The 22,314-nt window shown below is 39.7% G+C and carries 22 protein-coding genes; 17 read left to right on the forward strand and 5 right to left on the reverse strand.

All coding sequences use genetic code 11. The annotated features are described in order from the left end of the window. The first annotated feature begins 36 nt into the window (after positions 1-36). From NQ117_RS02630 to NQ117_RS02650, 5 genes are all read left to right on the forward strand, one after another. Positions 37-210: an asparagine synthase gene (locus tag NQ117_RS02630; protein WP_258276464.1), complete on the forward strand. Its 174-nt coding sequence runs from the start codon at positions 37-39 to the stop codon at positions 208-210. Between the two features lie 258 nt (positions 211-468). After that, a complete protein-coding gene (locus NQ117_RS02635) occupies positions 469-2,463 on the forward strand; it encodes an NPCBM/NEW2 domain-containing protein (RefSeq protein ID WP_258278143.1) in 1,995 nt (664 codons plus the stop codon). A gap of 180 nt (positions 2,464-2,643) precedes the next feature. Beyond that, a complete protein-coding gene (locus tag NQ117_RS02640) occupies positions 2,644-3,360 on the forward strand; it encodes an alpha/beta hydrolase (protein WP_258276465.1) in 717 nt (238 codons plus the stop codon). Between the two features lie 303 nt (positions 3,361-3,663). Next, the gene (locus NQ117_RS02645) at positions 3,664-4,035 is read left to right on the forward strand and encodes a hypothetical protein (RefSeq protein WP_258276466.1); all 372 of its coding nucleotides are present in this window, start codon (positions 3,664-3,666) and stop codon (positions 4,033-4,035) included. Positions 4,036-4,368: 333 nt separating this feature from the next. Next, positions 4,369-4,827 (forward strand): cupin domain-containing protein, encoded by a 459-nt coding sequence (locus tag NQ117_RS02650; protein WP_258276467.1) that lies wholly within the window; start codon positions 4,369-4,371, stop codon positions 4,825-4,827. Positions 4,828-5,035: 208 nt separating this feature from the next. Here NQ117_RS02650 and NQ117_RS02655 read toward each other — a convergent pair whose 3' ends face one another. Next, positions 5,036-5,368, reverse strand: coding sequence for a BLB8/JUQZ-1 family protein (locus NQ117_RS02655; RefSeq protein WP_258276468.1), 333 nt, complete (start codon positions 5,366-5,368; stop codon positions 5,036-5,038). Positions 5,369-5,522: 154 nt separating this feature from the next. Here NQ117_RS02655 and NQ117_RS02660 point away from each other — a divergent pair, with 154 nt between their 5' ends. The 5 genes from NQ117_RS02660 (at position 5,523) to NQ117_RS02680 (ending at position 12,800) form a co-directional block, all read left to right on the forward strand. Then, positions 5,523-7,208: an extracellular solute-binding protein gene (locus NQ117_RS02660; protein WP_258276469.1), complete on the forward strand. Its 1,686-nt coding sequence runs from the start codon at positions 5,523-5,525 to the stop codon at positions 7,206-7,208. Then, positions 7,175-8,986, forward strand: coding sequence for a cache domain-containing sensor histidine kinase (locus NQ117_RS02665; RefSeq protein WP_258276470.1), 1,812 nt, complete (start codon positions 7,175-7,177; stop codon positions 8,984-8,986). The genes NQ117_RS02660 and NQ117_RS02665 overlap by 34 nt, the downstream gene beginning before the upstream one ends. A 51-nt stretch (positions 8,987-9,037) precedes the next feature. Further along, the gene (locus NQ117_RS02670) at positions 9,038-10,333 is read left to right on the forward strand and encodes a response regulator transcription factor (RefSeq protein WP_258276471.1); all 1,296 of its coding nucleotides are present in this window, start codon (positions 9,038-9,040) and stop codon (positions 10,331-10,333) included. A 596-nt stretch (positions 10,334-10,929) separates the two neighbouring features. Beyond that, positions 10,930-11,619, forward strand: a complete 690-nt coding sequence (locus NQ117_RS02675) for a DUF6518 family protein (protein WP_258276472.1) — start codon at positions 10,930-10,932, stop codon at positions 11,617-11,619. Between the two features lie 338 nt (positions 11,620-11,957). Then, the gene (locus NQ117_RS02680) at positions 11,958-12,800 is read left to right on the forward strand and encodes a hypothetical protein (RefSeq protein WP_258276473.1); all 843 of its coding nucleotides are present in this window, start codon (positions 11,958-11,960) and stop codon (positions 12,798-12,800) included. A gap of 149 nt (positions 12,801-12,949) precedes the next feature. Here NQ117_RS02680 and NQ117_RS02685 read toward each other — a convergent pair whose 3' ends face one another. Next, complete coding sequence (locus tag NQ117_RS02685; RefSeq protein WP_258276474.1) at positions 12,950-13,588, reverse strand: cysteine hydrolase family protein; 639 nt, start codon at positions 13,586-13,588, stop codon at positions 12,950-12,952. Between the two features lie 846 nt (positions 13,589-14,434). On the opposite strand from NQ117_RS02685, the gene NQ117_RS02690 reads away from it, so the two are divergent. Continuing rightward, entirely contained in the window at positions 14,435-15,166 is a 732-nt protein-coding gene (locus tag NQ117_RS02690) for a DJ-1/PfpI family protein (RefSeq protein WP_258276475.1), read from the forward strand. Positions 15,167-15,253: 87 nt separating this feature from the next. Continuing rightward, on the forward strand, positions 15,254-15,478 hold the full coding sequence (locus tag NQ117_RS02695; RefSeq protein WP_258276476.1) for a hypothetical protein: 225 nt from the start codon (positions 15,254-15,256) through the stop codon (positions 15,476-15,478). Between the two features lie 340 nt (positions 15,479-15,818). On the opposite strand, the gene arsC is transcribed toward NQ117_RS02695, so the two are convergent. From arsC to NQ117_RS02710, 3 genes are read right to left on the reverse strand one after another with little or no spacing between them, the layout of a single operon-like run. After that, on the reverse strand, positions 15,819-16,241 hold the full coding sequence (arsC, locus tag NQ117_RS02700) for an arsenate reductase (thioredoxin) (protein WP_258276477.1): 423 nt from the start codon (positions 16,239-16,241) through the stop codon (positions 15,819-15,821). A gap of 24 nt (positions 16,242-16,265) precedes the next feature. Further along, entirely contained in the window at positions 16,266-17,558 is a 1,293-nt protein-coding gene (locus tag NQ117_RS02705) for an arsenic transporter (RefSeq protein WP_258276478.1), read from the reverse strand. 15 nt (positions 17,559-17,573) lie between these two features. Continuing rightward, the gene (locus NQ117_RS02710; protein WP_258278144.1) at positions 17,574-17,858 is read right to left on the reverse strand and encodes an ArsR/SmtB family transcription factor; all 285 of its coding nucleotides are present in this window, start codon (positions 17,856-17,858) and stop codon (positions 17,574-17,576) included. A 218-nt stretch (positions 17,859-18,076) separates the two neighbouring features. On the opposite strand from NQ117_RS02710, the gene NQ117_RS02715 reads away from it, so the two are divergent. The 5 genes from NQ117_RS02715 to NQ117_RS02735 all read left to right on the forward strand — a co-directional run bounded on the left by NQ117_RS02715 (position 18,077) and on the right by NQ117_RS02735 (position 22,013). Next, positions 18,077-18,529 (forward strand): MarR family winged helix-turn-helix transcriptional regulator, encoded by a 453-nt coding sequence (locus NQ117_RS02715; RefSeq protein WP_258276479.1) that lies wholly within the window; start codon positions 18,077-18,079, stop codon positions 18,527-18,529. A 63-nt stretch (positions 18,530-18,592) separates the two neighbouring features. After that, positions 18,593-19,657, forward strand: a complete 1,065-nt coding sequence (locus tag NQ117_RS02720; protein WP_258276480.1) for a flavin-containing monooxygenase — start codon at positions 18,593-18,595, stop codon at positions 19,655-19,657. A gap of 134 nt (positions 19,658-19,791) precedes the next feature. Beyond that, positions 19,792-20,139, forward strand: coding sequence for an ArsR/SmtB family transcription factor (locus tag NQ117_RS02725; protein WP_258278145.1), 348 nt, complete (start codon positions 19,792-19,794; stop codon positions 20,137-20,139). A gap of 97 nt (positions 20,140-20,236) precedes the next feature. Further along, positions 20,237-21,613, forward strand: coding sequence for an NAD(P)-binding domain-containing protein (locus NQ117_RS02730; RefSeq protein ID WP_258276481.1), 1,377 nt, complete (start codon positions 20,237-20,239; stop codon positions 21,611-21,613). Between the two features lie 22 nt (positions 21,614-21,635). Further along, the gene (locus NQ117_RS02735) at positions 21,636-22,013 is read left to right on the forward strand and encodes a GNAT family N-acetyltransferase (protein ID WP_258276482.1); all 378 of its coding nucleotides are present in this window, start codon (positions 21,636-21,638) and stop codon (positions 22,011-22,013) included. Positions 22,014-22,314 lie beyond the last annotated feature (301 nt).

A 22,314-nucleotide genomic window follows, 5' to 3' on the forward strand; every position in this document is an offset into this window, starting at 1 on the left:
AAACACCAACTAACTACGATGTAGGGGGACTTTACAGTGAATATTCGTGAAGGTCTAATACCAACTGCATTAGGTTTGGCTGTTACAGGTGCAGGTTATGCGATGAAACAAAATCGCGGATCAAACAAAATGATTGCTAATACCGTTTTTGGTTTCGGTTTAGCACACGTAGTATTAGGCGTAATAGACCTTGTAGAGCATCGTCGTTAGAAACAAGGAGGGCCGAGCTGTGTTAAGCTCGGCTTCTTACATGATAGAAGGTTGAGTAAAAGGTGTTGCGGTCACTGATATTTATAATGATTGCACACGCTCTGTTAATTAAGCAGGGTAAAGTGTAACCCATCTGGGCTGCTAGCCCAAGCTTCAGAGGCAGCCATTACACAGCAGAGCAATCTTGTTGTTCAGCGAAACTTTGAAGTAAAAGCCCTTGGAGATATATGGGCGGAGGGCGATCGAGAGCGTAGATTTATAAATGCTCGAAAAGTATTTCAGCCAACAGGTCTATATGCACAAGCCAATGAACAAATTAAAATTGAAGTCACAGGTAACAAACCAATTACAGCGGTTATTGGGACACATCGTCATGATCAAGAGTGGGCGATTAGTTATCTATTACAAGCAGGTATAAACACCATTTCCTCACCAAATGGCGGTTTGTTGTCTTTTGATAACAGCAACAATGAAGGTAGTATTCAAGTAAATGTAGTAAGTGGGGGTAGTCCTGTTCCATTCTTTGTATTAGGCAAGCATACAAAAGCGGATTGGCAGGCAATGTTGAATGCTTATCCTACTTCACCTTCTGTTGTTCTTCAATCAGAAAAAGCTCTCTTCGTTTTCTATTATGCTACTGCTAAAGCTCATATCTTGAATCAAGACCCAGTTCCTGTGTTACAGACTTATGATACGTTTATTGCAGCACAGGATAAAATATCTGGACTATCTAATTCTGATCCTGATCCTAGACATCGCTTAGATAAGCATTTGATTGGGTTTGTTGAATCACAAACAACCATACCAGGGGCGTATGCATATGCAAATTGGGATGGGGCAATTATGCCTAAAGATACTGGAGCAAGTGCCGATACTTTAGACCTTACAAGAATGGGTTGGGGGCAGTATCATGAGGCAGGTCATTTAAGACAACAAGCACCTTGGAATTGGGATGGGATGACTGAGGTGAATGTAAATCTATATTCTATAGCCGCTAAGAAGGTTCTTAAACCTACTGAGCCTGGAAGGTCACAAGGCGAGTACTTAGCTGCTTTCACGTTTGTAGATCAGCCAACCAAAAATTTTTCAAACTCTCATTCAAAATTAGAAATGTTGTGGCAGCTTAATCTTGCTTTTGGAGATAACTTCTACCCAGAGTTACATCGATTATATCGTGAGATAGCAAAAGCGGATCTGCCAACAACAGATGATCAGAAAAAACAGGCATTTATTCTAAATACATCAAAAGTGGCCCGCTATGACTTGACGGCTTTCTTTGATAAATGGGGTTTACCTGCAACAAATGAAACACAAACAAAGATTAATTCATTGAATTTACCTCTTCTAACTGCACCAATATGGTTTGGGTCAGAGTCCAACATCATTAAACCGACTGATGGAATGGATAAGGTAAAGGGTATCATTGGGGTAACAACAAATAGCCAAGAGACTTCCAGTGCTTATGATGCAGCAGTACATGCATTTGACGGAAATACAAATAGTATCTGGCATAGTGAATGGAATAAACAAAATCAGTTTCCTTTCCATATTACAGCCAAGTTCGCAAATCCATCTACATTCTCCAAACTAACCTATCTACCACGACAAACTGGTGGACAAAATGGTATTATTACAAATTATAAAATCCTAACTAGTCTTGATGGGGTAACATTCAATCAGATTGCAACAGGCACTTGGGCAAATGACAGCACAGAAAAGACAGTCACTTTCACACCTACGCTTGCTAAATATGTTCGACTTGAAGTACCTCAAGGTGGTGGCACAAATGGCTTTGCATCTGCAAGTGAGATTAAAATCTTTGAAGCACCACAAGCTGTTACAACATATCTCAGCGATATCAATTGGTTCTCTGCCACAATAGGTTGGGGAACCATTCAAAAAGATCGTAGTGTTGAAGGAAATACACTTAAGTTAAATAACAAGACCTATACAAAAGGTTTGGGTACACATGCTAATAGTGAAATTGTCTACAAACTGAATGGGCAGTACACATCCTTTGCCGCGCTTGTTAGGGTAGATAATGAGGTAGGTACTGTAGGTTCTGTGGAGTTCCAAGTTGTTGTAGACAATCAAGTTGTATTCTCTAGTGGTAAAATGCATAATACTACAGAGGCAAAAGAGGTAAACGTTAATCTTACTGGAAAGAATGAGCTAAAACTTATCGTAACAGATGGTGGAGATGGTATTAATAGTGACCATGCCGATTGGGTAAATGCTCGTCTTATTAAATAGTTAGCCAGCAGGTGCAGTAAGTGAGAGGCCAAGTAGGAAGTGGCTAGTTGCAAATCACTCCCATTATAAAATGGGGGTGATTTTGCATTATTTAAACATAATTCAGTTGTGCAGATACATGAATACGTACATAATAAAAATTCAAGTTTAAAATGTAAACATCTTTGGGAGGTAATATAGGTGAAAAAATGGATAAAAGTTGCTGCATACTCTGTATTAAGTATATTCATTGGGGGCATTATTATTTTTTTCGTTTGGTCCCAGTTTACTTATAAACCAACCGAGGAAGCGCTCTTATTAGCAGAAAATAAAATAGATGAAGGTAACTTAGTGTTTGGACAGAAAGAAGCTAAAACAGGGGTTATTTTTTATCAAGGAGCAAAGGTAGAAGTAGAGTCTTATAGTTATTTAGGCAAAGAGCTTATGAACAGTGGATATTTTGTTGTGATGCCCAAATTACCATTAAACTTAGCAGTATTGGGAACAAATGCAGCAGACAGTATCATTGAAAAATATCCTGAAATTCAGAAATGGTATGTTGTTGGGCATTCACTGGGTGGATCCATGATTTCAAGGTATGCATTTCACCATGAAAATAAGGTAGACGGTATTATTTTTTTAGCTTCTTATCCAGCGGATGACTTCTCTACGAAATCAATTCCAATGTTATCTATTTATGGTGAAGTAGATGGTTTAGCAACTGTAGAAGAAATAAAAAATAGAGAAAATGTAATGTCAAAGAATACAACTATGCACATGATAAAAGGAGGTAATCATGCTAATTTTGGTATGTATGGTGAGCAAAAGGGGGACAATGCTAGTTTAATTACGCCAAAAGCTCAACAAGATGAAACTATAAAAGTAATGCTCGACTGGTTACAAAAACAACAAAAATAAGTTAGCACGCAATTTCTTAAAAACCACAATACAGAACACTTGTTCTTATTAAAATATGTATCATTTCCCCGCCATTCTTTAAATGTACTACATTTAATCTGCGTCAAAGCGGGTATTACAAAAAGAATCGGGGCTCAAGCGGTTAAGTTCAAAGATTGCCGTCCAAATGGATATGCGCTGCTTGAATAGCACGTACTAAAGTTGAAGATTGAAATTTCAGCAAGTTGACATCATGCTTCGTCCACTCCATATCATCTCGCATCTCATAATCTAAAATATGTTGAATAAGGAGATTGATAGATTATGAGAAAAGCACCTTTGAAAAGCAAAAAGGGAGCAGTACAGTCGGGGAAGAAGATCATAAGCCATAAAAGAATCGTTGTAAGTATTAAAAATGTCGTTCGAATTACGCAACTTGGCGATGGTTTTGCAAGGTTTGCCTTGGCACCGGTGACTATACCTGCATTTAGCTCTAGAAACATTACGGCTAGTATGAACGGGTACAACATGATTAGTGGTTCTTGGTTTTTAACTGGCACACAACAAGGTACACAACGAGGTTATGTGCACAATAACTATTCATCAGGAGAAAGCACATGGTTCTTCACTGCCTGGAATCCATCAAATGTAGCCATATCTGCTTTTTTTGTTGTTATTGGGAAGAGAAAGCCATAAGCATCTATTCGCATCAACGTTGAAGAATGTTCACAAAAGATTTGAGTTTATCTATTGTAATTAGCTATGTTAAGGATAAACTAAAAGGGAGCATGCAATTTTAATTCTACAGCGCGTGGAACACCCGTTTCACTCACATTGAAAATATAGTAGAAGACTACAAAGGCGTAGTCTTACTAAAGCAAAGAGGCTTAAGGTTATAGCATTCCTACTTCATAGGAAGCGGTATAACTTTAGGCCTCTTTGTGTTTATTTTCTGGTAATGGTTGCTTTGCTCATTGAAAGTAAGACGGTTTCTACAAAACTGCACCTTAGAAGTAGAGGAGAGTACTCATGAATATCGATAAAAAGATGATTGAAGATATGGTTCGTAAAATGGTCATGGAAAAAGTAGCAGCTGATGCTATTGAACAGAACGTTCATAAAGGCCCTGGAGGGATTACCTCTGTTAAAGTGCCAAATATGAAAGTAACAGAAGAGGATCGTCTCGATACAGGTAACCCTAATGATATCGTCTATTGTAAAGATCTTTTTTCTCTACAAGAAAGTCCAAGACTTGGCTGCGGTATCATGGAGATGAAAGAAACAACCTTTGACTGGACACTTAACTATGATGAAATTGATTATGTGATTGAGGGACATCTGGATGTTATCATTGATGGTACAAAGGTGTCAGCTGGTCCAGGAGAAATAATCCTGATTCCTAAAGGAAGTAAGATTCAATTTTCTGTTCCAGAATATGCACGATTTATTTATGTAACCTATCCAGCTAACTGGGCAGAACAAGCCTAATATTCTAGAGGAAAAGCGGTTAGAACACAAGAACACGATGAATATGAGATAAAGCTGTCGGATGACAAAAAAGAAACTAGCTATTAATTTAATTTTTACCCTTTGCACACGTTAGAATGGATGGGTCCTGAGCCCTGTTCATAAAATGACAGGGGTTTTAGATAAAAAGATGACCCCTGCAAATACAGGAGTCATCTTTTTATCTATCTTAACCTTTGACTGTGAAGTAATAGCGAGCAACACATTCACCCGTTTTGTCATTGTACACTTGGCCGTCTGCATTACCAGTTGTTGTTCGTGCAGTGACTTTTCCAGATTTGGATACGTATATTGCATCACTTGAATACAAGATATAAGAATATTTAGAACCTGTAGGCTTCATTTGAAAGGGGGCACCCTTGTACAGATCCACAAATTCTCCTGAAGGGCAGCTTGATAATGTTGCAGCAGCTTCAGCTTTCGTGAAGTTAGATGTAAATACTGTTCCCGTCACGCCTAAAGCAACAGCTAAACTTAAAAGTCCAAGTTTTGCTTTTTTCATATTGAATTCCCCTTAGTTAATTGAATTTAAGGCAACTGCCTCATATCCAAATGATAGCTAGAATCCTGATTTTCAAATAGGGGAATGGTATGACTACTTTTGGTAGTTTAATGACTTTTATCCCGCCAACTGGGCTCATATAGCTTAACGTTCTGTGAATGCCTTCATTTATGTAACACCATATTTCCCAATATATTTTATGTTTCCTTTGAAGTCTATTTATTATAGTGATATAGTAATAATTGATTCAATCATATGGATTAACTTACTATTACTAGGAGGTGCTTCTCATATTAAAAAGGAGCATAGAAACAAGCTTATCGTTTTGTCATCGATTATTATTTTGGTAGCAAGTGCAACTTGGTTTGCAAGGATATTGTTTGATCTACGAAACACCAACCCGTTAACCCCACAAGAAGTGAACCCTAAACACCAATCTGCATCAATCGTTATAAATAGTTTAAACTTTACTTTTCCTGAAGGAATGGACGAAAACAACAATCCATACTTACATTATATTGAAGACAAAACTAACATCGACATTCGGGTTAAAATGCCGTCTGTAACAACGTATGAAGATAGCCTTAAAGTGGAATTATCCAATGCAACTCCCCCTGATATGCTTACTACATATGAACCTAAAACATTTTATGATCTAGTAGAACGTGGAGAGCTAGCGCCACTAGATGAGCTTATTGCGTCATATGGGGCTGATCTGCAAAAGTATATTCCAGAAGAGGCATGGGATACCGTTCGTGTTAATGGTCATATTTATGCGATCCCAACTTCAAATGAAGCAAGTGGTGAAGAAGTGATATATGTTAGAAAAGATTGGCTTGATAATCTTAATTTAGACATTCCGACAACGATAGATGAGATTGAACATGTCATTCGTGCTTTTACGAAGGAAGACCCTGACCGTAACGGGTATGCGGATACATACGGTGTAACGTGGATGCAACATTTAAATCAGACGAGTCCGTTATTAGGTGCTTTTGGTGTTCAATTTGACCACTGGGTAAAAATTGATGGTCAATTAGCATATGCGAATATTTTGCCGGGAATGAAAGAAGCCGTATCCTTTCTTGCAGCATTAAACAAAGAGAAATTGGTAAAGCCGTTTTTATCATTTTCATCAACAAAAAAAGACTGGCTGCACCATACGATCGTTGATAACAACGTTGGTATGTTTTCTGGCTCGTATTATCACCAAACTTTAATTCATGACCTCCAACGTGAAAACGGAGTGGAAGCGGAGTGGATAGCAATTGATGCTCCGATAGGAAAGAATGGTGAACGGAGCACGAAAGCGCTTCCTTTAGTCAAAGGATATCATTTTGTACCTAAAAATAGTACCAATAAGGCCGAAGTTATAAAATTGTTAAATTTTATCGTTGAAGAAGGCAGAGAAACGTTAGATATGGGCTTTGAGCATCAAGTGTGGCATCGACAGGGCGAAAAAATCGTTTATGACTCAAATGAAGATAAAAAAGCAGAATACCGTGGCATCTATTCGATCCTTGCTAATGTACAAAATCGAGAATTATACGAAGCGAGAATTAAGCACAAAAAGGCGGTGGTTGAAAATTTACATAAGGCGGAACGTTTCGCTGTTGAAAGTGAATTCAAATTATATCAGACACCGACGATGCATCCCCAACATAAACAGCTTGAGCAGCAGCTGAAAGATTTATTAGATTTATTTGATGAAATGATTAATGGACAATCTTCAATGGATGAGTTTGATCGTTACGTTAACGAGTGGAAAGCGCTTGGTGGCGATCAAATTACGAAGGAAGTGAACGAATGGTATGCATCAAATCGTGCAAACAAAAAGTAACGCGATTGTGGTGCAAGGCGAGACAACAATATGTAAAACGAACGCAACTGCGCCTAAGCGTTTATTTTCTAATCGTAATCGTACCGTTAATAGTTGTAAGTTTATATGCTAATTTTCGCACACAGCAAATTGTAAACGATGAAGGAGATGCAACAACGAGCATCCAACTTGATATGCTAGCTATGTCTATTGACGATGTGGTGGAATCGATAGAAAGTTTATCATTCGATTTTGCAAATGATGAAGACACGATTGAGAAGCTTAAAATGATGAAACTTCAACCATCACCATCCCCTGTTGATGAGATCTATCTGCTCGATCATCTAGAAAAAGAATTGTCTCCACATGCTATTTTTTCGCACATATCCATCATTGATGTTCAATTGGAAACGATTTTTTCAACCAAATTTGGCGCGCGGAGAGAAAGTAGGTCGAAGATACAGCAGACAGCATCCACAATTTCTAAAATCATAGACCGTGGTCCCATATTTATAGATAACACAGAAAGTTTGCTATATGGCTCTCCAGCACGTGTATCTGATGTAGAGGGCGTTTCAATTATTCGGAAAATGAGCGATTACGATGGTGAAAATGCGGAACGTTATTTGTTTGCGACTATAAAAAAGAGCGTGTTAAATGAGAAATTAAGGCCACTTCAACGCCATGAATCTGTGCGAATCGATTTGTATTCAAAGCAGGGTACCCCAATTACAAGTGTTGGACGCGAAGCGCCTTCAGGTGATTGTAATGAAGGATGCGTTAAAGTGAAATATACCGATGATTATCATTGGCGCCTCGTATATCATGATCCAACGAAGCAATCGTTAGCTCAAACCGAACATATTAACTATTTTACAGTACTCATTATTATCGTTAGCGTTATATTGGCAATCTTGATTGCTTGGGGAGTGTATACACGTATTGCTGCACCGTTAGACAAATTAACGCGCGCGATGCGTAACATGATGCGTGGCAATTACGACGTTCGCCTAGAGAGTGATCGCGAAGACGAGTTTGGTTTTCTCATGGTAGCTTATAACCAGATGGCGGCGCATCAGAAGGAGCTTATTGAAGGTCATTATGAGCAGCAATTGCAGCTTACGCAGGCAGAGCTCAAATTTTTGCAATCACAAATTAACCCTCACTTTATGTACAACACGCTTGATTCGATTTATTGGATGGCTAAACATTACGATGCAGACGAAATTGGGGACATGGTACTAAACTTGGCGGCTTTTTATCGTGCTAGTTTACATAAAGGTGCGAGTACGTGCACGATCGAAGAGACGATTACACAGTTGAATTATTACGTTCGTGTACAACAAATCCGATTTTCGGACAAATTTGAAGTTATGTACGATATTTCGGATGACAGTAAATCCATTCCTCTATTAAAGCTGCTGCTGCAACCTCTAGTTGAAAATGCAATCATCCACGGCTTAAACTCCAACATATCAGATGGTAAATTAACGATTTCCAGTCACACGATAGACGATCGTCTTATGCTGCAAGTAGAGGATAACGGCAAAGGGATAGCGCCAAACAAACTTGCGATGATTCAAAATGTGCTGCATACGATACAAACACCAACTTGTGTTGCAAGCATGAAGCAAGTAGACGATGGGCAATTTTATGGATTAAGAAACGTGATGTCACGGGTTAACATGGTTTACGGTAATGATGCAACGATGATCGTCCATAGTGAAGAGAATCAAGGTACATCCATTACGATTGAACTTCCGCTCAAGCAATGCTGGGCAGCTGTTCATCACAAGTAACGGGTTCTATTGATATAATTTGCGTTAAACATAGAAATTGGGGGCGCATGTATGAACTTGCTTATCGTAGAAGATGAAGAGCGACTTCGCAACAGTTTAGTTCATTATATTCCGTGGGAAGAACATGGCATTCAAATTGTAGGCGCAGCAGAAACGGGCGAACAAGCGCTGCAATTAATCGAACGAAGACAGCCAGATATCGTGCTGCTCGATATTGAAATGCCGGATTTAAGTGGATTGGTCGTTGCAAAACATGTATCTAAGCATTATGAACATATAAAAATGATCATACTGAGCGGGCATGACGATTTTCAATCTGTCCAGAAAGCGATGGAGTTTGGAGTTAGTTTGTATTTGCTTAAGCCGGCAGGTGCAGAGCAAATAGTAGACTACGTGTTACATGTCGCTAATCAATTAAGAGAAACGTGGGCGCAGCAGCGTGAGCAGCTGTTGCTTCGGGAAAAATGGGAATATTACTTGCCTGGTGTGCGAGGTCGTGCGATTTGTGACATTTTAAATGGAAAGTATGACCGTGAACAATTAGGAATGTTAAATAATGACCTGCATCTTGGGTTCATGATGGATGGTTATTACGCGGTTGCTACGATTAAATTAGATGATCAACTTGCGGGACGTAGTGACGGTGGGTTACGTTCACAGCAAACGTTTGTGCTTTCCTCGATGATGCAAACTTGGCTTGCGGGGCATCAATGTTGGATTAATTCAGAGCAGAATGGCACGTTTGACATTATTTTCGCGTTACAAAATGATGCTGTAGACGGGATCATTCAAATTCATGCTTTATTGGAAAAAATATTAGGTCACATACGAATATGTTTGCAGTTGTCGGCAAGTGCCGGTATTTGCGGAAGCGTAGGCACGGTTGAAACGATTTGTGCGCAGTATAGTGAAGCGCGATCCGCTTTGAAGCAGCGCCATATTTATGGCAGTGGCATCGCCATACCATACCAAGCGACATATTGCGCGGGGCAAGGTGTTCGAAATAAGACGGTGCAATGCATCGTCCAAATTGTAAATGAAGAGATGGAGCAGGAAGTGACACTGCACGGGGTTGCTGAGCGTTTATTTGTTAACGCTTCTTATTTGAGCAGATTGTTTAAGCAGGAAATGGGCACATCGTTCTCGACCTATGTCATTGAGCGCAAAATGGAGCGGGCGAAACACATCTTGTTAGAAGGCGCCAAAGTGTACGATGCCGCCTACCGCGTCGGTTATCGCGACGTTAGTTACTTCACGAAAGTATTCCGAAAACATTGGGGCGTAACTCCCGGAAACGTGAAGCAAAAACGAGAGTACGACGATTATGCCGAGTTCGGGACACGGTAGCGAAGGGTTGATGTTGTAGCCTATGTTGATGGCGTTCATAGGAGGAGACAAGATGGACACCTTTTTAAAGTGCCTGTCTTGTCTCCTCTTTTGGTGAAACTCACAAAATGGATATTCTTCTGGATACGGAACAGCGCGGAGCCTTGAGCTGTTGCTGTGGCGATGGCCAGCTGCGCGCGATCTTCAAATCTACTACTTTATTTCTTTTGACACAATGTCCCCAAGTTCTTATCAAAATGAAATGACAAGAACTTTGTATCATTCCCGACATAATCCTCATTTGACCAGCTACAGACAATATGCTCAGCCCTTTTTAATTGAACTAACGGGAGAAGATTGGTTCAAATAAATTGGTTTTAACAAGTATCTCGGGTTTATGGTAAAATGTTTATTACATCTATTTTCCAAATAAATTCTACACTATTACGAAATTTGGGTAGTTGGAGATATGACAGGTTGGCTTAATGGCATTTTTGGTACTTCGGTAGATCATCGGCTATGTGTACTAACAGGACCTCGAGAAAAAGACTCTTTTCGATATTCTTAAGCTACTTGTCTCTGGATATGATAATAAGTTTGAGAAATTGGAGGGCATAATGGAAATATGTAATAAGTTGAATCAGGTTAGAATTGCGAGTAAATCAACTACAAAACAAAAAGTTTTTTCAATAGTAATTGCAATTATTGTCGGAGTTATTTTGGGTTTACTAGCAAAAGTTGTGGATAGTCCTGATTTCAACCCAATATTCACGAATATAGGTGATCGTCTTGGTATATGGGTATTTGTTGCAACCCTTTTATCGGTGTTCAGCTATTCGCCCAATTTAGCGGCTGTAAAAGTATTCGCCTTTTTTGGGTCGATGCTTACCGTTTATTATGTTTACACAACGCTAGTGCTACATTTTTCCCCGGAAAGAGAGATTGTTCTTTGGAGTATATGCGCGGCGGTATCCCCTGTTTGTGCTTATATTATGTGGTATGCGCGTGGAAGCGGATTGTTTTCTAATATTGTTTCGGCTCTTCCAATCGCAGTGTTGCTGTCAGAAGGGTTTGAATTACGTAACGCTTACTTACCCTTTCACACTCATTACTATTTAATATCATGGCTTATGGGAATATATTTCATAATGATAGTTGTGATGTTACTTACAATCTCAAAAAGCAAAAAGAAACTACTGACCATCCTACTAATAGCTATTATGTTATCTTTAATCATGATATATTTTAATGTCTTTGCCCGTCTATTCCCTGGGCTGAACAGTGGATTGCAAAGCGTGATCTTATAGGCATTACAGTTGCTTCAGCTATAATGTCAGAAAAAATGGGCATTTTTTATACGAAGGAATCAAGGAGGTATAATTTCATTCGTAAATCGGAATGGAAAGTGATCCTGAACCATTGGTCTTACTAGCAATCACTAACCCATCCAGCGCTGAATTTATTGATTATGTAAGTCAATGGGTGGTAGCAACGCTAGAGCATGTGGATGAAATTGCTGTCGAAGGGAATTTGTAATTTACTGATGCAATAGAGACACTGGATGTTGGGCACTGATTCTAGTGTTTTTTTTATGTGATACAATGAATGAAAGGGTAGAAGTTGGAAATTAGAACGGAGTGAAAGCTTGCTTAAGTGGAATAGCGATGTATGGGGAAAGCTGACAGGACCGTACAGTTCTGCAGAAAACGTATCTGTTTTATTGCAGCAGCTAATGCGGCAATATAGTCAGGAGATTTTTGATGAAATCTTTCAAGAGTACTTGTTCCATCAAAATACGATATATACGGCTACATATGCAGCGATGCCGTTTTTGGCACAAATAGCATGTTCTACATCTGATGCTGAAGTGCGCAAAGAGCTGTTTGTAAATTGCGGTATAATCGAGGCAAGCCGTGATGGGCACGATGAGGAACCATTTCCAGAATCTTGGGCTGAACTGGCTGAAGATGTAGGCAGCTCTGTCTGTACTGAATTGTATCGTGAATATCTAGAGGCCATTGGGAAACTCAAGGCGCTTACAAAGGAAGTATTCACCTATACAACTCATCACTCCATCGATGAGTCGGAAAAACGTTATATTCTTGTTGCGGATGCCGCTTATCGAGGTTCGTATATACTTGCCGATATGTTGATGACTTTTATTAACGGTGATGAGTATGTGGCCATGTGTCCGACCTGCGAAAATGATGTATTCATCTGGCCTCATGAAGATAATTCTGTAGAAATCGAAATACTTAAAGCCTATGAACAAGATCCCGTCTTTCACACTGATCAGGAATCCTATGAGATCATCCCGGTCACGTCATTTGCAGATGAAGAAATACGAACATTAGCGGAGCGGGCGGAAGCGATTGGGGAGCAAACATTGGTTAGGCATCTGTATTATTTAGCGGGGGAAACATTATGTCCATCCTGCCGCGAGAAAATTTCCGTATGGCCATCTTTACTTAGCACATTTTCAAAGTAGAGCGCAAGTATAGACATTATACTAGATTAGATTAGGGTAGAGTAGCCTAATCTGAGTTCGATAGCTCAATAAACGATAAGCAAAGGCTGCCGGCTGGGCAGCCTTTTGTGATCATGATGAGGTGGAGATTGATTAATTTAACGTTCAGTCTAACTGCGAGGAATATACTTCTCAATGAATTGATCGACGGTAATCGATTTTCCGAAATGATGAACTACGTGTTCGAGGACATGCTTTCTTTGTTCTTGTGTAAAAGCGGATGTTGCGTCTTCGACAACCGTCACCTCATAACCAAGGTCGTGTCCGTGTCTAAGCGTAGATTCTACGCAAACGTGAAGCGCATAACCTGCGATGTATATTTTTTTGATCCCTTGATTTCGGAGGAAGCTATCCAAATTTGATCCCGCAAACCCACTGGCCCCAGTTCTGCCCGACACAACAAACTCTCCGGATTCAGGAGTAAATGCTTCTCCGAATCGGCTTCCTGGTGAGCCTTTAATGAATGTTTTAAATGTGGAAATGGCAGCGCGCAAACCATACGTTGTATTGCCTAGTTCAATATGGTTTTCCTCAAAGAACAGTCCGCAGTGAATAATTTGGATATCGGTTTTCCTTGCTACCTCTAGTAATTTTTTGGAGCTTTCAATCGAATCAGCAAATTGTTGATGATCTTCGATCAAATGATGAATTTTTCCGTCTTTTGAGAGCCATTCATTCTGGTATTCAATTAATACCAGAGCTTCTTTTTCACGGATCGATACGTGGGAAGGTTGTTGTTGAATGGACATTTGAGTTCCTCCTTATATTTGTAAATGAAGTTTTCTATACAGTTCCATTTAAAGAAGGCGAAGGGACGATTAGGAAATACGAATATCACAGTATAAAAAAATTTAGTAGACGAGCTTTAGGAAAACGGCTTTACCTTGGATGCGGCTACGAAGAAAGTGGAGAAGCGATGAGGATGCAATGATGTGTTTAAAAAACACTTGGATATCACCATAATATCAAAGGTCCTATTAAGTTTAAAGAGATGTTTGTGTTGGAGATTAGTATCACGAACATCCCTTAACGATTTTCGTGACACAAACTTGTACTTATAAAGAAGGCCAACTGTTTATGTGAACGCTGTGGGACAAACTAGAATAAATGAGCAGGGAGAGGTTATTTAAGGAGCTGACTAGTGAAGATGCGAGCATCGAATGGCACGTACACGTAGCAAACAAGATATAACTTCGATCTTGCTTTTGATGACATCCCTGACGTACAAACACTCAACAGCAAAAAACGCAATGCGAAATTTGATGTTTCTCAATACATAGAAAATCCAAAGTTGCCAGAACGATTACCAAAGAGTGTTTCATTACAAGATGCAATCAAACCTGGGAAAGCATAGGTCTTATCGTATTGGGAAATGAAAATCTATTGATCAGAATTTGAAGTATGGCAATTACAACGATCATTTCATTTATACAATATGATTATTTTCCATATTCATACTGAAAAACTGCTATATTATCTAAAAGCGTAAACTTTCATTATATTAATGGTGGAGCGGGTAATCTTCCCTTCAGTATCATTACAATAATATCAATAAAGTGGAATAGTAGTTATATTTTATAAAAAGGAGGATAATTATGACCAAACAAGACATTTCGAAAACATTGCGGGAGGGACTGACGGCGAAGACCGAGAGAGTAGGAACGGCGGCGATGCTGCTGTATCCGGGGATGACGGCTCTGGACCTGGTTGGTCCGCAATACGTGTTCGCTGCGCTGATGCAATCCGTACATCTCGTTGCCAAGTCAAATGAGCCGGTGTTATCAGATACGGGATTGGCGATTGTCCCGACGATCACCTTCGAGGACTGTCCAGAGAAAGTGACGATTCTGTTTGTTCCGGGAGGTTCCGAAGGAACGCTAACCGCGATGGAGGATGAAGCCACGCTGTCCTTTGTAAAATCGAGAGGAGGGCAGGCGGATTATGTGACAAGCGTTTGTACGGGCTCTTTGATTTTGGCCGCCGCCGGACTACTTGAAGACTACAAAGCGACGTCCCATTGGGCGACGAAACACCTTCTGGAAGAGGCAGGCGTAGAGCCGGTGGAAGGAAGGGTGGTATTCGACCGGAATCGGGTGACTGGCGGTGGGGTTACGGCAGGGATTGATTTCGGCCTTGCGTTAGCCGGCCGTATTCGCGGTGACGAATACGCCAAGCTCATTCAGTTGATCGCCGAGTATTCGCCCGAACCCCCATACCGGGCTGGAACGCCATGTGAAGCAGGTGAAGCTGCAACCAAACATGTAACCGAAATGTTCGTCCCGTTCGTGACCAAAGCTCGTGAATTGCTGCAACGAGCAAACGATTGAACGTCTGAGGCATTACAACGCAATGATAGATCGTTTTATTTTGAACTAATCTTTATTTATATTAATTGAAAAAGAGGTTTTGAATCAATGAATAGCAATATCATTTGGGGAATAGTATTATTAGCGCTGAGTCTGTTTCTTAAGCCATTATTGGCGATTGTGGGGCTGAATGAAAAGTTGTTCGGATTGCACTTGCAAGGTGAAACTGTGTTTTCATTGAGTCCAATCTTAGTTAGGATTATTCTAGCAGTAATTGGGGTTATCATGCTTATCATCGGTGGTATGCAAGCTGCAAAGAAGAAGAATAAATAGTTGAAAGTATAAAGAGCACAACAATTGATCTTGCTACAATATTGAACATTTATAACCAAGGTACGGGGAATTTTTAATGCTTGCCCAAATAAGCGTAAGTGATATTAACGCCTTATTAGCCCCACAACAGGTCGGATCATCGATGTAGAATGCAGTTAAGATTAGAAATGGGATCGATAATTTTTCTTTTAAAGGATATCCCTTTAGTACTTGTCTACCTGCCAGCTTTATGTACAGAATGCATGTTAATACAACTAATTAGCTTTGTATTAGAAAAGGCGGCCGTTATTTTACGGTCGCCTTTTCTAATACCAGTTTTATATATAAGTATACAAGTAGCTTATTGACCTTCTTCAACAAACTTAACAATACGCGCTTTTATAGCGTCTCGAACGATTCTAAAGTGCATCATAATTTCTTCTTCAGTACCTGTAGTTTTTGCAGGATCTTCAAACCCCCAATGCCACTTCACAACAGAAGAGTTCGAAATGACAGGACAATGCTCATCCGCATGCCCGCAGAGTGTAACAACATAATCCGCACGGTTTAAAATCTCCGGATCAATGACATCCGAGGTATTATTACTGATATCAATGCCAGCTTCATTCATTGTTTGAATGGCTCTAGGATTTAATCCATGAGCTTCTAGGCCTGCACTATAAATTTCATAGCGATCTCCGCCAAATTCCTTCATAAAGCCATCCGCCATTTGACTGCGGCATGAATTACCTGTACATAGGAAGTAAATGAGTTTCTTCTCCATTTTTGTATTTCTCCTTTAGATTTACTAGTGAATGATGCTTAGCCATAAATACAGCCCTGTTAAAGTAATGAATAGTACGGGGATAGTCAGTACGATACCTACTTTGAAATAGTAGCCCCATGTGATTTTTACATTTTTCTTACTGAGAACATGAAGCCACAACAGTGTAGCAAGCGATCCAATAGGCGTGATTTTTGGACCAAGATCAGAACCTATAACATTGGCATAAATAAGTGCCTCACGAAGTACTCCTTGTGTATTCGTCTCCTGTATGGCCAGTGCGTCAATCATAACGGTTGGCATGTTATTCATAATAGAAGAGAGGATAGCTGCAACAAATCCGGAGCCCACTGTCGCGATAAACAGCCCTTGATCGGCCATCCACTGAAAGACCTTACCAAGTTCTTCTGTGAGTCCTACATTGCGCAGGCCGTATACTACGACATACATGCCGATGGAGAATACGACAACTGACCAAGGAGCGCCTTTGATAACAGCACCCGTTTGGACGACCTTACTGCTTCGAGCAAATACCAGAAACACGATAGCAGCTATGCCAGCAATGATGGATACTGGAATCTGTATGAGTCCACTTACCATGTACGCAATCAACAATACAGAAAGTACAATCCAAGAAAGCTTAAACATCCGCATATCTTTAATTGCTTCCTTAGGTTGTTTTAGTTGACTGAGATTATAGGTTTTTGGAATACTTTTTCGGAATACAAGATACAGCATGAGCAAACTTCCAGCAATAGAAAAGATAGTTGGAACGATCATTCGACTCGCATATTCAGCAAAACCAATGCCAAAGAAATCGGCCGAAACAATGTTAACTAAATTACTAACGATAAGTGGCAGCGATGCTGTATCTGAAATAAATCCACTCGCCATAATGAATGGCAAAATCATTCGGTCATCAAATTTGAGTGCCCGAACCATAGCAAGTACGATCGGAGTCAAAATCAGTGCTGCTCCGTCGTTTGCAAACAACGCAGCTACAGCTGCTCCTAGCAAAACAACATAAATGAACATGAGCGTTCCGTTGCCTTTAGCAAAACGCCCCATATGAAGGGCTGCCCATTCAAAGAAGCCTATCTCGTCGAGGATAAGCGAAATAAGAATAATGGCTACGAAGGTAAGTGTCGCATTCCATACGATACCTGTAACATCCCATACATCCTGAAAGTTAACGACTCCGAAGAGAAGGGCCAAGATAGCACCGCCAACAGCAGAATATCCGATGTTTAACCCTCTAGGCTGCCAGATGACAAAAATAAGGGTAACGATGAAAATAAGAGATGCAATGGCTAACATGTACTCCTCCTTATGTTATTTACAACAGTTTGGATTTATCTTGCTTAGTTCATCTTTCATAGACGGCAGTTCTTCAAGAATACCTTGTAAGTACGGTTTATCGTCCACATTCAAGGAATAGTAAATCCACTGACTGCGCCTTGTTTCTACGACTAACCCGCCATTTTTAAGCTTTTTCAAATGCTGGCTAATGTTAGGTTGTGTAGTTTGTAAAACATCGACGATATCACAGACACACATTTCCTTCTCTTTCAGAAGGGCCAGAATAGTCAATCGTGTTTTATCAGCTAACAGTTTCATCGTTTCAACAAGAGAATCTGTAGTTGATGTCAAAAAGAACACTCCTTTTAAAGATGATGAGATATTATCACCTTGAGGTGATGTATATCCAGAGCTTATTATACACAGAACATTATATAAGTAAACAGTTATATTAGTGATTAATTATATAAAAGATTCTTTTGTATTAGTTGCAAATTGCAAATATAACGGGTATAACTAAATGGAGGTGAGCAGGAATGAAGCCCAATCCTAGAGATTTACTACAAGTCATAGCACGTAATTTTGGTTTGTTGAATAAGAGCTGTTGTAATGTAGGTCATCATGATATATCACTAGTCCAAAGCCAAATACTTTACGAAATTGATCGTCAGCATCAACCTTCCGTACAACAAATAGCTGATACGTTGGGGATAGATATAACAACTTTTAGTCGACAAATACAATCGTTAGTGAAAAAGAACTTCGTTAAAAAGATTCAATTACCTGAAGACAGAAGGGTGTATGTCCTACTGTTAACAACGGAAGGTAAGTTTATTGCAGCTGCGATTGATAAAATGATCCAGGATTATTTAGAAAAAGTATTCTTGTGCATGAGTGAGTCGGAGCAAGACACCGTTCTGCAAGCTTTACAACTATTGAATGAAAGCATAATTAAAGCTAAATCGTTGTACTCGGCCGATGAATGCTAGAGCTAATTCTGCATTCACGCATAATACTTGTAAAATGCAAATATTATTAAGGGGATAATCAAGATGAGCATTAAATCGTATGACACCATAGTGATCGGTGGTGGGCAGGCAGGGCTGGCTTCGGGTTATCATCTACAGAAACAAGGGCTGTCTTATCTTATTTTGGAATCTCAACCTGAAGCAGTTGGTTCCTGGCCTAGATATTATGATAGCTTAAAGTTATTTTCACCTGCACATTATTCATCTCTTCCTGGAATGGAGTTTCCTGGTGAGATGGGCCGTTACCCAAGAAGAGATGATGTTATTACTTACTTCAAACAATACGTTAAGCATTTTTCACTTTCAGTAAAGACCAATGAACATATTGTACAGGTGAAGCGGGAAGGCGGACGATTCAATATCTACACTGCTTCTGGAAACACGTATGTATCAAAGACAATTATTAATGCTACAGGTTCCTTTCATAGTCCATACACCCCTCGAATTAATGGAATAGACAAGTTCAAAGGAAAAGTGATTCACTCATCGGTTTATCGAAATGCAGAGCCTTATAAGAAGCAGCGAGTTATAGTCGTTGGACGTGGTAATTCAGCTGTTCAAATCGCCATTGAATTGGCTGATGTAAGCCAAACCAGTTTAGCAGTACTTAAACCAGTTCACTTTGCCAAGCAGCGTATACTAGGGAAAGATATTCACTTTTGGTTTCGTCTAACTGGATTAGATACATTTCCTTTTTGGCGCTTCGGGATAAAGTCACCGAATCCAGCCTCCGTAATTGATTTGGATAATTATAAGAACAGAATAGATGCATTCAATCCGGATCAGAAAACGATGTTTACAGCTTTTTATCCCGAAGGGGTTATTTGGCCTAGTGGAGAAAAAGAGAAAGTTGACTCGGTCATCTTTGCCACGGGATATAAATCAAGCCTGTTCCATTTAGAGGGACTAGGTGCTGTGCATGATAATGGCGATCCTATACAAAAAGGAGGAGTCAGTACAGCTGTTCCAGGGCTTTACTATGTAGGTTTGTATGGTCAACGCTCGTTTGCATCAGCTACGATTCGCGGGGTAGGTTCCGATGCAGAATATGTTGTTAAACAACTTATGAGGTATCTGAAAAGAACATAGTTATAGAAGTGTCAATCTTTAAATCAAGAATTTTTGATTTAACATTGACTTTCATAAAAAATGGATGATATGATACCACCATAAATCAAATTAATTTGATTAAATGAGATTATAAAAGAGTAGGAGGGAAGATGATGTTTAAAGAACTTCCCATCGTGCAGCAAGGAGCACCAGAAGTCGATTTTGCAAAATATGAGGCAAAGTTTAAAGCATTAGCAGATCAAAAACGACTACAGATTATGTATGAGCTCACACAGAGAGGAAACACATGCGTGTGTGATCTAACCGATATTTTCGATATGCAGCAGTCTAAACTGTCATACCATTTAAAAATTTTACTGGATGCTGGTTTAATTCAGAGAGAAACGAAAGGTACATGGAGTTATTACGAACTTAACCAAGAGGAAGTTAACAATCTTCTCTCACCAGAGCTATGCTGCGTTTTCCGTTTGAATGATGTTAAAACAGGCGATTGTTGCTAATCGCTTTTGTTTTATGTAATTAATCAAAATAATTTGATTAAGAGAATGTGGAATTAATACTAACGATACGAAAATCAATAAATTATGGAGGTAATGAATGATGAATAAATGTTGTGGTGTTTTGCCTATAGCGATAATTGGTGGGGGGCCTGTAGGCTTAGCAGCAGCAGCTCATTTGGTTTCAAAAGGCGAATCCTTCGTTCTATTTGAGACAGCTAACGATATAGCAGGGAATATTAATCGATGGAGTCATGTACGTCTATTCTCTCCTTGGCAATTTAATATAGATAAAGTAGCCAAACAGCTACTCGAAGAAAATGGTTGGAAGGCACCGATTCATACTGATATTCCAACTGGTGCTGAGTTAGTAACGCAGTACCTTGCTCCACTATCAAAACTGCCGACAATTCAACCACATATCCACTTTAATGCAAAGGTTACTGCAGTAAGTCGTAAAGGTTTGAGTAAAGTAAAAACAGCTGGACGTGAAAAGCTGCCTTTTGTGCTGCATGTCACGGAGAATGGTGAAACAAAGGTCTACGAAGCAAAGGCTGTTATTGATGCTTCTGGTACATGGGCAACTCCTAATCCTGCTGTATCGAATGGGATATGGACGGATAAAGAGCTTGAATTGAAAGAACAGATTACTTACGAAGTTCCTGATTTGCTAGGTAAACAGAGAGAACGTTATGCTGGTAAACACGTACTTGTTGTTGGAAGTGGTCACTCTGCTATTCATGCACTGTTAGATCTTGAAAAGCTTAAGGAACAGGAGCCAGATACAAACATCTCTTGGATCATTCGCAAATCCCAAGTAAAAGAAGTGTACGGAGGACAAGAGAAGGACAGTCTTCGTGAACGTGGACAGCTAGGTATAAGGTTAGAGAATCTTGTCCTTTCTGGAAAAGTGCAAGTGTACCCATCATTCATGATTGAGAACTTCGAGCAATCAGGAAATCAGATTAATGTAATAGGATACAGTAACGGTCAGACAATCCAAGTTGAATCGATTGATGAAGTCATTAGTAATACCGGATCTCGCCCAGATATGGGCTTCCTTCGTGAAGTCAGAACGGATATCGATTCAGTAGTTGAGAGTGTCGGTGTGTTAGCTCCACTTATTGATCCTAATCTTCATAGTTGTGGTACCGTAAGGCCACATGGAGAGAAGGAATTACGTCAGCCTGAACAAGACTTTTACATCGTTGGAGCGAAAAGCTATGGTCGTGCACCAACGTTTCTTATGGCAACCGGATATGAGCAGGTTAGATCCATTGTGGCAGCTTTAACAGGTGATTGGGAAGCTGCAGAGAAGGTTGAACTAGATCTACCAGAAACAGGAGTATGTAACATAAGTCTAACTCGTGAAGAAAGCTGCTGTGAGACAGAGGAAGCTACCAAAGAAAAAATGGCTGAAAGTACTTGCTGTACAGTTAATCCAAGCCCAAGTAAGAGTTCATCCTGCTGCGGATAATCCTAAGGGAAGGGAAGCTACTATGAAGATCGAGATACGTAGAGCCAGGATAGATGATGCAGCTGCTCTAAACGATATTTATAACTATAATGTTGTTCATGAGCGAAACTCGACATTTGAGAGCAATTCTAAGACGCTTGAAAGCAGAGTGAAATGGATTGAGGAGTCAGGGGATCATTATCCTATCTTAGTAGGTGTTAGTGAGAATGTAATTGAGGAATGTGAGAAACTTCATTACTGGAAGTTACTTTCCCGTATTTTTGACTTTAATACAGGCAGCCGACAATTGTGTCGGAGTTTAGGTTTTAGAGAAGTTGGTGTGTATGAAAAACATGGCCAATTAGATGGTATATGGCTTAATGTTGTGATTGTTGAGAAGCTGTTTCCAAGCAATATGTAGATTCTAAAAAGAACATCATTTGTAAGAGCAATCAGGAATGAATAAAAGAAGAGATGTCATTGATTGTGACACAACATCCATATTGTCGGATGACAAGAACATAAGGACATTACCGATTAAGGCGGTAACTTTGATGATTGAGAGCGTCATTCACAGAATGCAGACGCCGCGAGCTTTTAACTTGGCGGACTATAGCCGAGCAATTAGGTCCACGTTCTGAACAGCGCCTGATAAATTTGTTATTCACAAATAAAATTCATATAACGAGGCGGTAAATTAGTGTTGATTCAAGCGATATTCA

The organism is Paenibacillus sp. SC116, assembly GCF_024733555.1.
In the GTDB taxonomy this organism is placed as follows: domain Bacteria; phylum Bacillota; class Bacilli; order Paenibacillales; family Paenibacillaceae; genus Paenibacillus_B.

Excerpts from the sequence above, each read along its gene's own strand:
- NQ117_RS02650 (WP_258276467.1), top strand. The coding sequence starts at position 4,369 with ATGAATATCGATAAAAAGATGATTGAAGATATGGTTCGTAAAATGGTC.
- NQ117_RS02725 (WP_258278145.1), top strand. The coding sequence starts at position 19,792 with ATGTTTAAAGAACTTCCCATCGTGCAGCAAGGAGCACCAGAAGTCGAT.
- arsC (WP_258276477.1), bottom strand. The coding sequence starts at position 16,241 with ATGGAGAAGAAACTCATTTACTTCCTATGTACAGGTAATTCATGCCGC.
- NQ117_RS02690 (WP_258276475.1), top strand. The coding sequence starts at position 14,435 with ATGACCAAACAAGACATTTCGAAAACATTGCGGGAGGGACTGACGGCG.
- NQ117_RS02670 (WP_258276471.1), top strand. The coding sequence starts at position 9,038 with ATGAACTTGCTTATCGTAGAAGATGAAGAGCGACTTCGCAACAGTTTA.
- NQ117_RS02715 (WP_258276479.1), top strand. The coding sequence starts at position 18,077 with ATGAAGCCCAATCCTAGAGATTTACTACAAGTCATAGCACGTAATTTT.
- NQ117_RS02685 (WP_258276474.1), bottom strand. The coding sequence starts at position 13,588 with ATGTCCATTCAACAACAACCTTCCCACGTATCGATCCGTGAAAAAGAA.
- NQ117_RS02735 (WP_258276482.1), top strand. The coding sequence starts at position 21,636 with ATGAAGATCGAGATACGTAGAGCCAGGATAGATGATGCAGCTGCTCTA.
- NQ117_RS02705 (WP_258276478.1), bottom strand. The coding sequence starts at position 17,558 with ATGTTAGCCATTGCATCTCTTATTTTCATCGTTACCCTTATTTTTGTC.
- NQ117_RS02655 (WP_258276468.1), bottom strand. The coding sequence starts at position 5,368 with ATGAAAAAAGCAAAACTTGGACTTTTAAGTTTAGCTGTTGCTTTAGGC.
- NQ117_RS02730 (WP_258276481.1), top strand. The coding sequence starts at position 20,237 with ATGATGAATAAATGTTGTGGTGTTTTGCCTATAGCGATAATTGGTGGG.
- NQ117_RS02720 (WP_258276480.1), top strand. The coding sequence starts at position 18,593 with ATGAGCATTAAATCGTATGACACCATAGTGATCGGTGGTGGGCAGGCA.
- NQ117_RS02645 (WP_258276466.1), top strand. The coding sequence starts at position 3,664 with ATGAGAAAAGCACCTTTGAAAAGCAAAAAGGGAGCAGTACAGTCGGGG.
- NQ117_RS02675 (WP_258276472.1), top strand. The coding sequence starts at position 10,930 with ATGGAAATATGTAATAAGTTGAATCAGGTTAGAATTGCGAGTAAATCA.
- NQ117_RS02665 (WP_258276470.1), top strand. The coding sequence starts at position 7,175 with ATGGTATGCATCAAATCGTGCAAACAAAAAGTAACGCGATTGTGGTGC.
- NQ117_RS02710 (WP_258278144.1), bottom strand. The coding sequence starts at position 17,858 with ATGAAACTGTTAGCTGATAAAACACGATTGACTATTCTGGCCCTTCTG.
- NQ117_RS02695 (WP_258276476.1), top strand. The coding sequence starts at position 15,254 with ATGAATAGCAATATCATTTGGGGAATAGTATTATTAGCGCTGAGTCTG.